Genomic DNA, 13,711 nt, shown 5'->3' on the forward strand with positions numbered 1-13,711 from the left:
GATGAAGCACAGCGACATCGCCTATTTCGGCATACGTCATCATGGGCCCGGCTCCGCCGAAAGCCTGGTGAAGGCGCTGCAGGAATTGCGGCCCGTCGCCGTTCTGATCGAAGGGCCGAGCGACGCCTCGGCGCTGTTGCCATTGCTGGCCCGCCCGGAAATGCAGCCGCCGGTGGCATTGCTGTGCTACCCGGAGGATGACCCGGCCTCGACCAGCTTCTGGCCGTTTGCCGAATTCTCTCCCGAATATCAGGCGGTCCTCTGGGCGGTCGGCAACAAGGCGGTGTTGCGCTTCATCGACCTGCCGTCGTCGGCGCGGTCGCCCGCCGAGGCGATCGATGGTGCGGAGAACATCGACGCTGCCGAAGCCAGCGAAGCCGGCGCTGATGAGGATGCCGCCCCGCATCGCCGTGATCCGATCGGCACTTTGGCGCATGCCGCCGGCTACGAGGATGGCGAAAGCTGGTGGTCGGATATCGTCGAACAGAACCCCGAGCCCGGCCCCATTTTCGCGGCCATCGCCGATGCGATGACGACGCTGCGCGAAGGTGAAGGGTCGATCGCCCGGTTCGAAGCCAGGCGCGAAGCGCATATGCGGCTCGAAATCACCGCTGCGCGAAAGGAATTCGATGGACCGATAGCGGTGGTCTGCGGCGCATGGCACGTGCCGGCGCTCCAGGCGGCACACGTCCAGAAAACCGATCAGGCGCTGCTCAAGGGCATTGCCCGGCGCAAAAGCTCGATGACCTGGGCGCCGTGGACAGGGCCGCGTCTGGCGTCGGGCCTTGGCTATGGCGCGGGTGTCGTGGCCCCGGGCTGGTGCAAGCACCTTTGGCGCACGCGCGGCCGCCATGACGGGGCAACCCTGTGGCTGGCAATGATTGCGGCAGTGCTGCGCAAGAAGGGGCATCTGATCTCGACCGCTTCGCTGATCGAGGCGGAGCGGCTTGCCCGTACGCTCGCCGCCATTCGCGAGCGGCCGAAACCCGGGTTCGAGGAATTGCGCGACGCTTCGGTCGCCGCTTTGTTCAACGGCGAAGCGCTGCTGTGGGCGCTGGTCGAGGCTGAGCTGCTTCTGGGTGCGGACGTCGGTGAAATTCCGCCCGACACGCCGCTGGCGCCCTTGATCGAGGACCTGCAGCGCAACCAGAAGGCGGCGCGGCTGAAGCCCGAGGCGCTGGAGCGCGAACTGTCGGTCGACCTGCGCAGCGAAAGCGGGCTTTTCCGTTCGACATTGCTGCACCGGTTGAGCGTGCTCGGTGTGCATTGGGGCAAGTTGACGGACGCCGGTCGTAGCCGCGGCACTTTTCGTGAGCGCTGGACGCTGGCCTGGGAGCCGGAGTATGCCGTTCGGCTGGTCGAGAACCTTGTCTACGGCCCGACCATCGAAAAGGCCGCCAATGGCCGGCTGATCCAGATGATCGGCGCGGCGGCAACCCTCGACACACTTGCCGCCCTGGTGCAGAGCGCGATCACGGCCGACCTGTCGGAAGCCTCGAGCGCTGGCCTCGTGGCGCTGGAGGCACGCGCGGCGCACAGCAGCGAATGCCTGGAAATCCTGGCGTCGGTGCCGCCGCTTGCCGACATCATCCGCTATGGCGAAGCGCGCAAGACGGAGACGCACCGCCTGTCCGGCCTCATGGAGCGGCTGATCATCGAAGCAGCGATCGCGCTGCCCTACGCCGTGCGCGACCTCGATCAGCAGGCTGCCGCGGGACTGGTCGGCGCCATGCGCAAGGCCGATGAAGCGATCAGGCTTGTCGAACCCGGGGACGATGTGCTGAGCGGATGGCGCGACGGGCTGGCTGCCGTGCTGGACGGGCCGCGATCGACGGCGCTGCTGGCCGGATGTGCCGCGCACCTTCTCTACGAGGCGGGCCAGCTGTCCGCCGAAGCTGCTGCCGGACTGCTCGGGCGCCGCCTGTCGCCCGGAACGCCGGTCACCGAGGCGGCAGGGTTCTTCGAGGGCTTCTTCAGCACCGCCGGCCAACGGCTCATCTATGACGAGGGTCTGCGCGGCGCGGTCGATGCGTGGCTGAAGTCGCTCGACGAAGAGGCTTTCATCGCGCATCTGCCATTGCTGCGCCGCGTCTTTTCCAATCTGGACAGCATGGAGCGCCGGCGGTTGATCGAAGCGGTTCTTGGCCGCGCGGCGCGCCTGCCGGCTGGCCTGACGCCGGCGCCGGACGGTGGCGAGGCCTGGCGCCGGCACCTGGAACGGCTTGGACCATTGCTCATGGGAGGTGGCAATGGATGACGAGGCCGAAATGAACGAGCCCGGCGCGCTCACGCCCGACGGCGAGAGGGAGCGTCGCTGGCGCCTGGCGATCGGCGCCGCCGACGAAACATCGCCGGCCCTTTCCGAAGACGACAAGCGGCTCTCGGCCGCGCTCGACGCCCTCTATGGCGATGGCGCCGGCGATGCTGCCGCCGATCCGCGCAAGCGGCGCGGCGGGCTCGGCCGGTCGGCGCCGCGCGTCGCGCAATGGATGGGCGACATCCGCTCCTTCTTTCCGGCACAGGTCGTGCAGATCGTCCAGAAGGATGCGTTCGAACGGCTGAACCTGAAGCAGATGCTGATGGAGCCGGAATTCCTCAAGGCGATCGAGGCCGACGTCAATCTGGTTGCCGACCTGATATCGCTTCGCTCGGTGATGCCGTCCAAGACCAAGGACATCGCCCGCACCATCATAGCCGACATCGTCGCCAAGCTGATGCAACGGCTCGAACAGAAGACCGCTGAAGCGATACGCGGTGCGCTCGACCGCTCGAGACGCACCAACCGCCCGCGCCAGCGCGATATCGACTGGCCGCGCACCATCTCGGCGAACCTTCGCCACTACCAGCCCGAACACAAAACCATCGTGCCGGAAAAGCTGGTCGGTTTCATGCGCAAGCAGCGCCGGCTGGTCGACCTCGACGAGGTCGTGCTGTGTGTCGACCAGTCCGGTTCGATGGCAAGCTCGGTGATCTACGCTTCGATCTTCGCGGCGGTAATGGCCTCGCTGCCGGTGGTGCGCACCAAACTCGTCTGCTTCGACACCGCGATTGTCGATCTCACCGAGGACCTCAACGATCCCGTCGAAGTGCTGTTCGGCGTGCAGCTTGGCGGCGGTACCGACATCAACCAGGCGGTCGCCTATTGCGCCGAGCGCATCGAGCGTCCGACCAAGTCCCATTTCGTGCTGATCACCGACCTCTATGAAGGCGGCAACGGCCAGGAATTGTTGCGCCGGCTGGCATCGCTGGTCCGGTCCGGCGTCAATGTCGTCGTGCTTCTGGCGCTCACCGATCAGGGCCGCCCAGGCTATGACCCGGCCATGGCCGGTTCGGTCGCAGCACTTGGGGTTCCGGTTTTCGCCTGCACGCCGGACCTGTTTCCAGACATGATGGCGGCGGCACTGCGGCGGGAGGATATCGGCGCCTGGGCCGCGGGGGCCGATATCAAGGTCGTTCGCGCCGACACCGAAGCGCCGAAGCCAGGCGACTGAGCTTCGTCGGCGGTCCCGGCACCGCTCAAGACGTCTTCTCGCCGACCAGTTCAAAGCGCTCGACCTCGCAGTGCTGGCCGACCACCGCCAGCACGTCCGTCGAGGGTTCGATCGCATCGGGCTGTTTCCATTCGAGGTTGAAGGAAAACACGAAGCGGTCGCGGCCGGCGTCATGCTCCATGCCGACAAAGCGCGCGTCGTAGCCGAGCGGCCGCACCATCTCCTGGAGGTCGGGCGGCAACCCCTTCGCCCAGGACACCGACAGGATCGCATGATGATCGCGCGGGATCCGGAGGTCGACCCATCTCAAGGCCTGAAGCGTCACCAGGGTCAGCAGCGTCGCGATCCCGGCAAGGCCGAATTGGCCACCGCCAAACGCCAGTCCGATCATGGTCATGATCCACATCGTGGCGGCCGTGGTGACGCCGGTCACGAGCTCGCCGCGCCGAAGGATGGCGCCGCCGCCGATGAAGCCGACGCCGGTCAGCACGCCGAGCGGAAATCGCAGCACGTCCATGCGGCCGAAGGAATCCGTTTCCTTGCCCGCTATGTCGAGCAGGATGTTGGCCTGGATCATGGCGATGGCAGCCGCAAGGCCAACCAGGATGGTCGTTCGAAGCCCGGCGGTGCGGCCGCGCGACTCCCTGTTCAAGCCAATGAGAACGCCTGCCAGCAGCGTCAGCAGAAGCCGCGCGGCGAGGTCGGGCCAGGTCGGATGAAGCGGCATCTCGCAGCAAAACGGCTCGAACATCGTTCCACCATGGCGGCCTGAGCGCGCCGCGGCCTCGCATACATCGCGTCCCCACCGACCTTCAACATCGCTGGGGCAGTGATGGTTCCCCTTCGCCGACGCCACTCCTTTGCGCGATTTGAACACGCGGCGCTTGACTCCGGCAAAGCCTTGTGAAAAATTTTGCAGCAACTGATAAAAATATCAAAGGGTGGAAATGGTTGGGTTCGGCAACGGCTTGCTGCGCGACGATGAGACCAGCATGGCGACCCGCGCCGCCTGGCTCCACTATGCCGGCGGCCTGACCCAGTCAGAGGTCGCCAAGCGGCTTGGCCTGACCAGCCTCAAGGCGCATCGCCTGATCACCAAGGCCAACCAGGAAGGGCTGGTCAAAGTCTATATCGACGGCGAAGTCTCCGAATGCGTCGCGCTCGAGGACCAACTCTCCGGCCGCTACGGGCTCGACTATTGCGAGGTGGTGCCGGACTTCGATTCCGAAGACCTGCCGCTCAAGGCGCTGGGCATTGCCGGCGCGCAGTTCCTCAAGCGCGAGATCGAGCGTGGCGAGGGCACGCTGATCGGTATCGGCCACGGCCGCACGCTCGCCGCCTGCGTCGAATATTTGCCGCGCATATCGGCCGACGGGATCCGCTTCGTCTCGCTGCTCGGCGGCCTGACGCGAAAATTCTCGGCCAACCCGCATGACGTCATCCATCGCCTCGCCGAACGCACCGGCGCCGAAGCCTATGTCATGCCGGTGCCGATGTTCGCCAACACCGCCGAGGACCGCACGGTGCTGCTCGGCCAGAAGGGCATCAGCGAGGTCTTCGATCTCGCGAGGTCGGCGGACCTTTTGATCGCCGGCATCGGCACCGCCGAGCGCGAAGCTTCGCTCGTTGCCACCGGCATGATCGAGAAGGGCGAGATGGAGGAGACCCGCGACAACGGCGCCGTCGGCGAACTTCTCGGCCATTTCTTCGACGCGGCCGGGAAGCCGGTGGCGACGACGGTGTCCAGCCGGGCGCTGGCGCTGGCCCGCGAAGACATCGCCAATCGCAGGATTGTCGCCGTCGCCGGCGGCAAGGTGAAGGTTCGTGCCATCAAGTCAGTGCTGGAGGGCCGCTATCTGAAGGGCCTGATAACCGACGAGCGGACGGCGCGATCGCTCGTGGAACAGACGCCGGTCGGGTAGCCGGCAATTCTTTGGTTGAAACTACCCTGTGGAGGAGAAGAGAAGATGTATGAGAAAGAGAAAGACCTGATCGACGCGTTCATGCGCGGACAAGTCGATCGCCGCGGCCTGATCAGGGGTCTCGGCGCACTTGGCCTTGCCGCCGGAACGGCCGGCACGCTGCTCAACTTCGGACAGACCCGTGCGCTCGCCGCCGACTTCGACTGGCAGGCGCACAAGGGCAAGACCATCAAGCTCTTGCTCAACAAGCACCCCTATGCCGATGCGATGATCGCCAACCTCGAGAACTTCAAGCAGCTAACCGGCATGAACGTCGTCTATGACGTGTTCCCGGAAGACGTCTATTTCGACAAGGTCACGGCAGCACTTTCGGCAAGCTCGCCGGAATACGATGCCTTCATGACCGGTGCCTACATGACTTGGACCTACGGCCCGGCCGGCTGGATCACCGACCTCAACGAATGGATCGAGGATCCGGCCAAGACCAATCCGAACTATGCCTGGGATGACTTCCTGCCCGGCGTCAGGAATTCCTGCGCCTGGAACGGCAAGCCGGGCGGCGAACTGGGTTCCGAAGACGCCAAGCAGTGGTGCATTCCGTGGGGCTTCGAGCAGAACAACATCACCTACAACCATGGCATGTTCGAGAAGGCTGGCGTCAAGGTGCCCGGCAACATGGACGAGCTGGTTGCCGCGGCGGCCAAGCTCACCAAGGATGTCGGTGGTGGCGTCTACGGCATCGGCGTGCGCGGCTCGCGCTCCTGGGCGACGATCCACCCGGGCTTCCTGTCGGCCTACGCCAATTTCGACCAGAAGGACCTGACCGTGTCGGCCGACGGCAAACTGTCGGCCGCCATGAACACCGCCGAATCCAAGGCCTTCCACAAGCAGTGGGTGCAGATGATCCAGGAGAGCGGTCCGAAGGACTGGTCGACCTACACCTGGTACCAGGTCGGCACCGATCTCGGCGCCGGCGCCTCGGCGATGATCTTCGACGCCGACATCCTCGGCTACTTCATGAATGGCGGCGACAACAAGATGGCCGGCAAGCTCGCCTTCGCCGGCTTCAAGGCCAATCCGGCCGCCAAGGCGCCGACCCCGAACATCTGGATCTGGTCGCTGTCGATGTCCAACTTCTCCAAGGACAAGGACGCCACCTGGTACTTCATGCAGTGGGCCTCCGGACCCGAGCATGCGCTGTTCGGCGCCACCAAGATGGACTTCGTCAATCCGGTTCGGCAGTCGGTCTGGAAGGACGATGTGTTCCGCGAGAAGCTGAACAAGAGCTATCCGGGCTATGTCGAGATGTTCGACGCTTCGGCACCGGGCGCCAGCATCAAGTTCACGGCGCAGCCACTGTTCTTCGACCTCACCACCGAATGGGCGGCGACGCTGCAGAAGATGGTGGCCAAGGAGGTGCCGATCGACGAAGGTCTCGACAAGCTGGCCGAGAGCATCAATGGTCAGCTCAAGGAAGCTGGCCTCGGCTAAATCGCGCGGCGTCTGGCCCGTTCCGGCGGGCCAGTTCGACCACGCAGTTCTAGGTTTGCGACGCGGTGCCTGATGGCACCGCCAATTCGCCCGACCGGCCGCCTGGCTCCCTGGGCGGCCGGCAGGGCGAAGCAACAGGAATGATGGAGCAGCAGATGACTGCGGCGACAGTGCAGAGGGTCAGACCCTCCGGTTTCAGGATCAGCAAGCGGGTGCTGCCCTATCTCCTCAGCCTGCCGGCCCTGCTGGTCTGCATCGGCATCCTGATCCCGTTCCTGACCTCGGTGGTCTATTCGTTCCAGCGCTACCGGCTGAGCCAGCCCTGGGCGCGCCAGTTCAACTGGGGCGACAACTACATCTCCTTCTTCACCGACCCGAAGTTCTGGAACACGCTGCAGGTGTCGCTGCTTTATGCCGGCATCACAGTCGTGCTCGAACTGCTGCTCGGCCTCGCCATCGCCATGCTGCTGCAGAAGCGCTCGACGCTGAACAATTTTATCTCGATCATGCTTTTGATGCCGCTGATGACGGCACCGGCGCTGGCCGCGCTGATGTGGAAGCTGATGACCAATCCGGGCTTCGGCGTGCTGAGCTATCTCGCGAGCCTCATCGGGCTGCAGGATTTCCGCTGGGCCTCCTCGCCGTCGACGGCGCTTTTGACCGTCGTGCTGGTCGATATCTGGGTCTACACGCCTTTCATCATGATCCTGCTGCTGGCCGGCCTGCGCAGCCTGCCGACGCAGCCCTTCGAGGCGGCCGCGCTTGACGGCGTGCCGAGGAGCTTCGTCTTCTTCCGCATCACCCTGCCGATGCTGATGCCCTACATCCTGACCGCGACGCTGTTTCGCCTGCTCGATTCCATCCAGCAATTCGACATCATCTATGCGATGACTCAAGGCGGGCCCGGCGACACGCTGACCGTGTTCCAGGTCGAGGCCTATCTCAACTTCTTCCAGTCGACCAATGTCGGCCGCTCGGCGGCGCTGATGATCATCCTGTGGGCGATCACCTATTTCCTGTCGAACATCTTCATCAAGAACTGGCTGCGGCTGCGCGAACGCGCCCGCGGGCAGGCATAGGAGGCCGGGATGGAACACACCTCGCTTCTCGAACGCATCCTGCGCGGCATAGCCCTCACGCTGGTCGTCATCTTCTTCATGTTCCCGATCGTCTGGATCTTCATGATGTCGTTCCAGACCAACGAGACCATCCTGCGCATTCCGCCGCAGCTGGTCTTCGAGCCGACGCTGGCCAATTACACCGCTCTGATCACCGGCAAGCTGACGACGGTGTCCGGCACGCTCGACATCGCCTTCATGCGCAACCTCTGGAATTCGGTGTTCCTGTCGGTCACGTCGGTTGCCGTCGCGCTGCTGCTCGGCGTTCCCGCAGCCTACGCCTTTGCCCGCCACAAGTTCCGCGGCTCGGAGGACATTGCCTTCACGCTGCTCTCGTTCCGCTTCGCGCCGGCGCTGCTGGTGCTGTTGCCGCTCACCCTCTATTTCCAGAAGCTCGGGCTCGCCAACACCTATTTCGGCCTGATCTGGGTCTACCAGTTGATCTGCCTGCCGCTGATCCTGTGGATCGTGCGCGGCTATTTCGAGGACATTCCGGCCGACATCGAATACGCCTATCGCATCGGCGGTCATTCCTGGTTCGCCACCTTTCGCAAGATCGCGCTGCCGCTCGCCGGCCCAGGTATCGCTGCCGCCGGCCTGCTCGCCTTCATCTTCGCCTGGAACAATTTCGTCTTCGCGCTGGTGCTGGCTTCCGCCGACAAGCAGCCAGTGACCGTCGGCGCGCTTGCCTTCATCACCTCGTCCGGCATCCAGTATGGCCAGATCTCGGCCGCGATCGTGCTGTCGATCACGCCGACGCTGGCGCTTGCTCTCTACGCCCAGCGCTATCTCGTCGAAGGCCTGTCGCTCGGCGCGGTGAAAGGATAGGTCCGATGGCAAGCCTCGAACTGAAGAAAATCGTCAAGCGCTACAAGAGCCAGACTGTGCTGGACGATCTGTCGCTGACCGTCGCCGATGGCGAGACGCTGGTCCTGTTCGGGCCCTCCGGCGCCGGCAAGACGGTGCTGCTGCGCCTCGTCGCCGGCGTCATCGATCCCGATGAGGGCAAGATCCTCATCGGCGGCGAGGACATGACCGACGTCGATGCCGAGTTCCGCGGCGTCGGCATGGCGTTCCAGAATTTCGCGCTGTTCCCGCATATGACCGCCTTCGACAACATCGCGACGCCGCTCGAAGCCAGGCGCTCGTCGCAGGGCGCGATCAAGGCCGGCGTCGAAAGCGTCGCCAAGCTGCTCAAGATCGACCATGTGCTGAGCCACAAGCCGCGCGCCTTGTCCAACGGCCAGAAGCAGCGCACGGCACTTGCCCGCGCTTTGGTCGGCTCGCCGCCGCTGCTGCTGCTCGATGACCCCTTGCGCAACGTCGATGCCAAATTGCGCTTCGAGATGCGGCTCGAACTGCCGAGGCTGCTGCACGATCGTGGCGCGACCGTCATCTACGTCACACAGGACTACAAGGAGGCGATGGCGCTCGGCAACCGCATCGCCGTCATGTCGCAAGGCGTCATCCGGCAGCTCGGCACGCCCGAGCAGATCTATCGCGAGCCGGCCAATATCGAGATCGCCAGGCTGTTCGGCGACCCGACCATCAATTTGCTCGACGTCAAGCCGGCGCGTGACGCCAAGGGCATCTATGTCGGCCTGTCGAACGTCCAGGTCCATGTCGCCGGCGCCTTTGAGGCGGCGGTCGGCCGCGACTGCGTCATCGGGCTCAGGCCCGAGGCACTGAGCTTCGTCGGCGAAGGCACGCCCGGCGCTTTCCCCGTGACGGTCGAGGCCGAGACGCCGCTCAACGAAAAGATCGTCACGCTGGTGCGCACCGTGCGCGGCCGCGAAATCCTGGTCTCGCGTCCGGCCGGAACCCCGGGCCAGGCCGAAGGCAAGGCGCACATCGCCGTCGACAGCAAAAGCGCGCTCTTGTTCGATCATGCGAGCGGCGAGCGCATCGGCGCGAACAAGGTCGTCAATTTGCGCAGCGGAGAAGCGGCATGAGCGCCAGCGCAATCACCATTTCCGGCGTCGACAAGTTCTATGGTCCGATCGACCGTGGCGTGCACGCGGTCAAGAACCTGACGATGGAGATCGCCAAGGGCGAGATCGTGGCGCTGCTCGGCTCCTCCGGCTGCGGCAAGACCTCGACACTGCGCATGATCGCCGGCTTCGAGGAGGTCTCGCGCGGCGCGATCTCGGTTGGCGGCCGCAAGGTGCACACGCTGGCGCCGGTCAAGCGCAATGTGGCGATGGCCTTCGAGGGCTATTCGCTCTATCCGCCGCTCACCGTGCGCGAGAACATGGCTTTCGCCCTGAAGGCGGCAAGGCTGCCGAAGAGCGAGGTCGACGCCAAGGTTGCCAGCATCGCCAAGCTGCTCGAGATCGAGGACATCCTCGAGCGCTATCCGAGCTCCATCTCCGGCGGCCAGCAGCAGCGCGCCAGCCTCGGCCGGGCGCTGATCCGCAATGCCGACCTGCATCTGCTCGACGAGCCGATGGGCCAGCTCGAGCCGCAACTGCGCGCCGTGCTGCGCGGCCGCATCAAGCACTTCATCAAGGAGCGCGGCCTGACCGCGATCCTGGTCACCCACGACCAGACCGAGGCCAATGCGCTGGCCGACCGCATCGCCGTGATGGAAGGCGGCGTGCTGCAGCAGTTCGATACGCCCGACATGATCAAGCAGCGGCCGGCCAATCTGTTCACCGGCACTTTCGTCGGCGAGCCGCCGATGAACGTCTTCGAGGCCTATGTCGGCAATGCCGCCGGCAAGATCAGTCTGAGGCTGCCCGACGGGCTGTCGCTTGACTACGACAAGGACGCCTTCAGCGCCCCGGTCCGCGACCAGTTGCTCAATCGCGAGCGCGTGGTGATCGGCGTCAGGCCCTATGCGGTGCGTCGCTCGAAGGAGGGCGTGCCGGCCACCGTTTCTGCAAACCAGTGGCTCGGCGACCAGACGCATATCGCCGCCGATTTCGCCGGCGGTTCATTGGTGCTGGTCGAGCACGACCGCACCCGCCTGGAGTTGGGCGCGCCGATCAATGTCAGCATCGACCCGAAGAACCTGCATGTCTTCGACCAGGCGAGCGGCAATGCGATTTCGCACGGGATGGAGCTTGCCTGATGCGGGATGTGCTGATCGGCATCGACGCCGGCACGTCTGTCATCAAGTCCGTCGCCTTCGACACGGCGGGCCGGCAGATCGCGGCCGCGGCGCTGCCGAACAAATACGAGACCCTGCCCGGCGGCGGCGCCGAACAGGATCTGGCGCGCACGTGGGCCGATACGGCGACGACGTTGCGCCAGCTTGCCGACAAGGTGCCTGACCTCGCCAGCCGCGTCATCGCCATCGCGGTAACCGGGCAGGGCGACGGCACCTGGCTGATCGACGCCGACGGCGAGCCGGTCGCCAAGGGTTGGCTGTGGCTCGACGCGCGCTCGGCTGCGGTGGTCGAGGAGATCCGCGCCCGGCCCGAGGACCGGCTGCGCTTCGAAAAGACCGGCAGTGGCCTTGCCGCCTGCCAGCAGGGATCGCAGTTCGCGTTCATCAAGCGCAACATGCCGGCCATGCTCGCGAGCGCCGCGACGGCGTTCCACTGCAAGGACTGGCTCTATTTCCGGCTGACCGGCGAGCGCGCCACCGATCCGTCGGAAGGGACCTTCACCTTCGGCGACTTCCGCACCCGTGATTACTCCGACGATGTGCTCGACGTGCTCGGCGTCGCCGATCTCCGGCATCTCCTGCCGCCGATCGTTGATGGCACCAGGCAAAGCGCTGCACTGTCCAGGGCGGCCGCCGATGTCACCGGCCTGCTCGCCGGCACGCCGGTCGTGCTCGCCTATGTCGACGTCGTCTGCACGGCGCTTGGCGCCGGCCTGTTCGATCGCCAGCGCAAGCCCGGCTGCACAATCATCGGCTCGACCGGCATGCATATGCGGCTGGCCGAGACCCCCGACGAGGTTCAGCTGAATGAGGCCGCGACCGGCTACACCATGGCGATGCCGGCGCCTGGCGTGTTCGCGCAACTCCAGTCGAACATGGCGGCGACGCTCAACATCGACTGGGTGCTCGGCCTCGCCTCCGGCATCCTCGCTTCGCAAGGGATTTCGCGCTCGAATGGCGAGATGATCGCGCTTGTCGACCAGTGGATAGCATCGTCGAAGCCGGCGTCGCTGATCTACCAGCCCTACGTGTCGGAGGCCGGCGAGCGCGGGCCTTTCGTCGATGCCAATGCCAGGGCAGGCTTCGTCGGCATTTCCTCGCGCCACGGCTATGCCGACATGGTGCGCGCCGTCTTCGAGGGCCTGGCCTTCGCGGCGCGCGATTGCTACGCCGCCATGGGCCCGTTGCCCAGGGAAATCCGCCTCACCGGCGGCGCCGCCCGCAGCCCGGCTCTGCGCAAGATCCTCGGTGCGGCGGTCGGCGCCGACATCCGCACCAGCGAGCGCGAGGAGGCGGGCGCGGCGGGTGCCGCCATGATCGCGGCGGTGTGCGTCGGCCAATACGCATCGATGGACGATTGTGTTGCCGAATGGGTCACGCCTTTGCTCGGTGCGGCCGAGCCGAGCGACCAAAAGCTTGCCGCCATCTACGAGGCGATGGCCCCGTCCTACACATTGGCGCATGAGGCGCTGCGTCCGGTCTGGCGGTCGATGGCCGCCGCCCAGAAGGCAAATTGAGAAGTCGAGCATGCAGAAGAAAATAGCGATCATCGGCGACCGTTTCATGCTTCCGGACGTGTTCCGGTCGGAGATCGAAAAGGCCTGCGGCAACAGCCTCGACATCCGCACGCTCGAGGCCGCATGGCCCGACGAACCGATGGAGTTCGGCAATCCGGCTCTCGGCCTCGACAAGGTCAAGGAGTATTTCGGCGATCCGGACGAGGTAGTCGATTTCATCGGCGACGCCGAGATTTTTGTCACCCAGCTCTCGCCGCTCTCCGATGCCATGATGCGGCGCCTACCTGGGCTCAAGCTGGTCGCGGTGTCGCGCGGCGGCCCTATCAACATCGACATGGCGGCTGCCAAAACGCACGGCATCACCGTCGTCAACGTGCCGGGACGCAATGCCAGCGCAGTGGCCGAGTTCACCATCGGCGCCATCCTTGCCGAGACGCGGCTGATCCGCGTCGGGCACGAAGCCTTGCGCAAGGGCGAATGGCGCGGCGATCTCTACCGTGCAGACCGCACCGGCCGCGAGCTTAGCGAAATGACTGTCGGCGTCATCGGCTACGGCAATATCGGCACCCGGCTGGTGCGTCTGCTGCGCGCCTTCGGCTGCCGCATCCTGGTCTCCGATCCCTATGTGCAGCTGAGCGCCGACGACCGCAATGCCGGCGTCGAGCTGGTCGCGCTGGACGATCTTCTCGCCCGCTCCGACGTGGTCACATTGCATTCAAGGGTGACGGCGGAAACCCGCGGGCTGATCAACAAGGACACCATCGCCAGCATGAAGCCCGGCGTGATCTTCATCAACACCGCGCGCGGCCCGCTGGTCGATTATGACGCGCTCTACGATGCGCTGGTCTCCGGCCACGTCGCCAGCGCCATGCTGGAGACCTTCGCGGTCGAGCCGGTGCCTTCCGATTGGCCGCTGCTGCAACTGCCCAACGTCACGCTGACGCCGCACATCGCCGGCGCCTCGGTGCGTACTGTCACCTACGCCGCCGAGCAGGCGGCCGAGGAGGTGCGTCGCTTCATCGCCGGTCTGCCGCCGGTCAATCCGTGCTAAGGCCGCCGC

11 protein-coding genes are annotated in these 13,711 nt (G+C 65.3%); 10 read left to right on the forward strand and 1 reads right to left on the reverse strand.

The annotated features are described in order from the left end of the window. Nucleotide 1: 1 nt before the first annotated feature. On the forward strand, nt 2-2,257 hold the full coding sequence (locus ACSQ3Z_RS11495) for a DUF5682 family protein (RefSeq protein ID WP_436171383.1): 2,256 nt from the start codon (nt 2-4) through the stop codon (nt 2,255-2,257). Next, the gene (locus tag ACSQ3Z_RS11500) at nt 2,250-3,491 is read left to right on the forward strand and encodes a VWA domain-containing protein (protein ID WP_436171384.1); all 1,242 of its coding nucleotides are present in this window, start codon (nt 2,250-2,252) and stop codon (nt 3,489-3,491) included. Before ACSQ3Z_RS11495 ends, ACSQ3Z_RS11500 begins: the two co-directional genes overlap by 8 nt. 25 nt (nt 3,492-3,516) lie before the next feature. Here the strand turns inward: ACSQ3Z_RS11500 and ACSQ3Z_RS11505 are convergent, their stop codons facing one another. Continuing rightward, nucleotides 3,517-4,242 carry an MgtC/SapB family protein gene (locus tag ACSQ3Z_RS11505; RefSeq protein ID WP_436171385.1) on the reverse strand — a complete coding sequence of 242 codons (726 nt, stop codon included), beginning with the start codon at nt 4,240-4,242 and terminating at the stop codon, nt 3,517-3,519. 196 nt (nt 4,243-4,438) lie between these two features. Between ACSQ3Z_RS11505 and ACSQ3Z_RS11510 the strand changes: the two genes are divergently transcribed. The 8 genes from ACSQ3Z_RS11510 to ACSQ3Z_RS11545 all read left to right on the forward strand — a co-directional run bounded on the left by ACSQ3Z_RS11510 (nt 4,439) and on the right by ACSQ3Z_RS11545 (nt 13,702). Further along, nucleotides 4,439-5,413: a sugar-binding transcriptional regulator gene (locus ACSQ3Z_RS11510; protein WP_436171386.1), complete on the forward strand. Its 975-nt coding sequence runs from the start codon at nt 4,439-4,441 to the stop codon at nt 5,411-5,413. A gap of 45 nt (nt 5,414-5,458) precedes the next feature. After that, nucleotides 5,459-6,904 carry an ABC transporter substrate-binding protein gene (locus ACSQ3Z_RS11515; RefSeq protein ID WP_436171387.1) on the forward strand — a complete coding sequence of 482 codons (1,446 nt, stop codon included), beginning with the start codon at nt 5,459-5,461 and terminating at the stop codon, nt 6,902-6,904. 155 nt (nt 6,905-7,059) lie between these two features. Further along, a complete protein-coding gene (locus ACSQ3Z_RS11520; protein WP_436171388.1) occupies nt 7,060-7,983 on the forward strand; it encodes a carbohydrate ABC transporter permease in 924 nt (307 codons plus the stop codon). Nucleotides 7,984-7,992: 9 nt separating this feature from the next. Continuing rightward, nucleotides 7,993-8,850: a carbohydrate ABC transporter permease gene (locus ACSQ3Z_RS11525; RefSeq protein ID WP_120014111.1), complete on the forward strand. Its 858-nt coding sequence runs from the start codon at nt 7,993-7,995 to the stop codon at nt 8,848-8,850. 5 nt (nt 8,851-8,855) lie between these two features. Further along, the gene (locus tag ACSQ3Z_RS11530; RefSeq protein WP_436171389.1) at nt 8,856-9,974 is read left to right on the forward strand and encodes an ABC transporter ATP-binding protein; all 1,119 of its coding nucleotides are present in this window, start codon (nt 8,856-8,858) and stop codon (nt 9,972-9,974) included. Further along, nucleotides 9,971-11,095 (forward strand): ABC transporter ATP-binding protein, encoded by a 1,125-nt coding sequence (locus tag ACSQ3Z_RS11535; protein WP_436171390.1) that lies wholly within the window; start codon nt 9,971-9,973, stop codon nt 11,093-11,095. The genes ACSQ3Z_RS11530 and ACSQ3Z_RS11535 overlap by 4 nt, the downstream gene beginning before the upstream one ends. Continuing rightward, a complete protein-coding gene (locus ACSQ3Z_RS11540) occupies nt 11,095-12,651 on the forward strand; it encodes an FGGY-family carbohydrate kinase (RefSeq protein ID WP_436171391.1) in 1,557 nt (518 codons plus the stop codon). Before ACSQ3Z_RS11535 ends, ACSQ3Z_RS11540 begins: the two co-directional genes overlap by 1 nt. Before the next feature lie 10 nt (nt 12,652-12,661). Further along, nucleotides 12,662-13,702 (forward strand): 2-hydroxyacid dehydrogenase, encoded by a 1,041-nt coding sequence (locus ACSQ3Z_RS11545; RefSeq protein WP_436171392.1) that lies wholly within the window; start codon nt 12,662-12,664, stop codon nt 13,700-13,702. Nucleotides 13,703-13,711 lie beyond the last annotated feature (9 nt).

Origin of the sequence: Mesorhizobium sp. LjNodule214 (assembly GCF_964252735.1) — a bacterium.
GTDB lineage: Bacteria > Pseudomonadota > Alphaproteobacteria > Rhizobiales > Rhizobiaceae > Mesorhizobium.

Excerpts from the sequence above, each read along its gene's own strand:
- ACSQ3Z_RS11515 (WP_436171387.1), top strand. The coding sequence starts at position 5,459 with ATGTATGAGAAAGAGAAAGACCTGATCGACGCGTTCATGCGCGGACAA.
- ACSQ3Z_RS11500 (WP_436171384.1), top strand. The coding sequence starts at position 2,250 with ATGGATGACGAGGCCGAAATGAACGAGCCCGGCGCGCTCACGCCCGAC.
- ACSQ3Z_RS11535 (WP_436171390.1), top strand. The coding sequence starts at position 9,971 with ATGAGCGCCAGCGCAATCACCATTTCCGGCGTCGACAAGTTCTATGGT.
- ACSQ3Z_RS11510 (WP_436171386.1), top strand. The coding sequence starts at position 4,439 with ATGGTTGGGTTCGGCAACGGCTTGCTGCGCGACGATGAGACCAGCATG.
- ACSQ3Z_RS11520 (WP_436171388.1), top strand. The coding sequence starts at position 7,060 with ATGACTGCGGCGACAGTGCAGAGGGTCAGACCCTCCGGTTTCAGGATC.
- ACSQ3Z_RS11505 (WP_436171385.1), bottom strand. The coding sequence starts at position 4,242 with ATGTTCGAGCCGTTTTGCTGCGAGATGCCGCTTCATCCGACCTGGCCC.
- ACSQ3Z_RS11540 (WP_436171391.1), top strand. The coding sequence starts at position 11,095 with ATGCGGGATGTGCTGATCGGCATCGACGCCGGCACGTCTGTCATCAAG.
- ACSQ3Z_RS11530 (WP_436171389.1), top strand. The coding sequence starts at position 8,856 with ATGGCAAGCCTCGAACTGAAGAAAATCGTCAAGCGCTACAAGAGCCAG.
- ACSQ3Z_RS11525 (WP_120014111.1), top strand. The coding sequence starts at position 7,993 with ATGGAACACACCTCGCTTCTCGAACGCATCCTGCGCGGCATAGCCCTC.
- ACSQ3Z_RS11495 (WP_436171383.1), top strand. The coding sequence starts at position 2 with ATGAAGCACAGCGACATCGCCTATTTCGGCATACGTCATCATGGGCCC.
- ACSQ3Z_RS11545 (WP_436171392.1), top strand. The coding sequence starts at position 12,662 with ATGCAGAAGAAAATAGCGATCATCGGCGACCGTTTCATGCTTCCGGAC.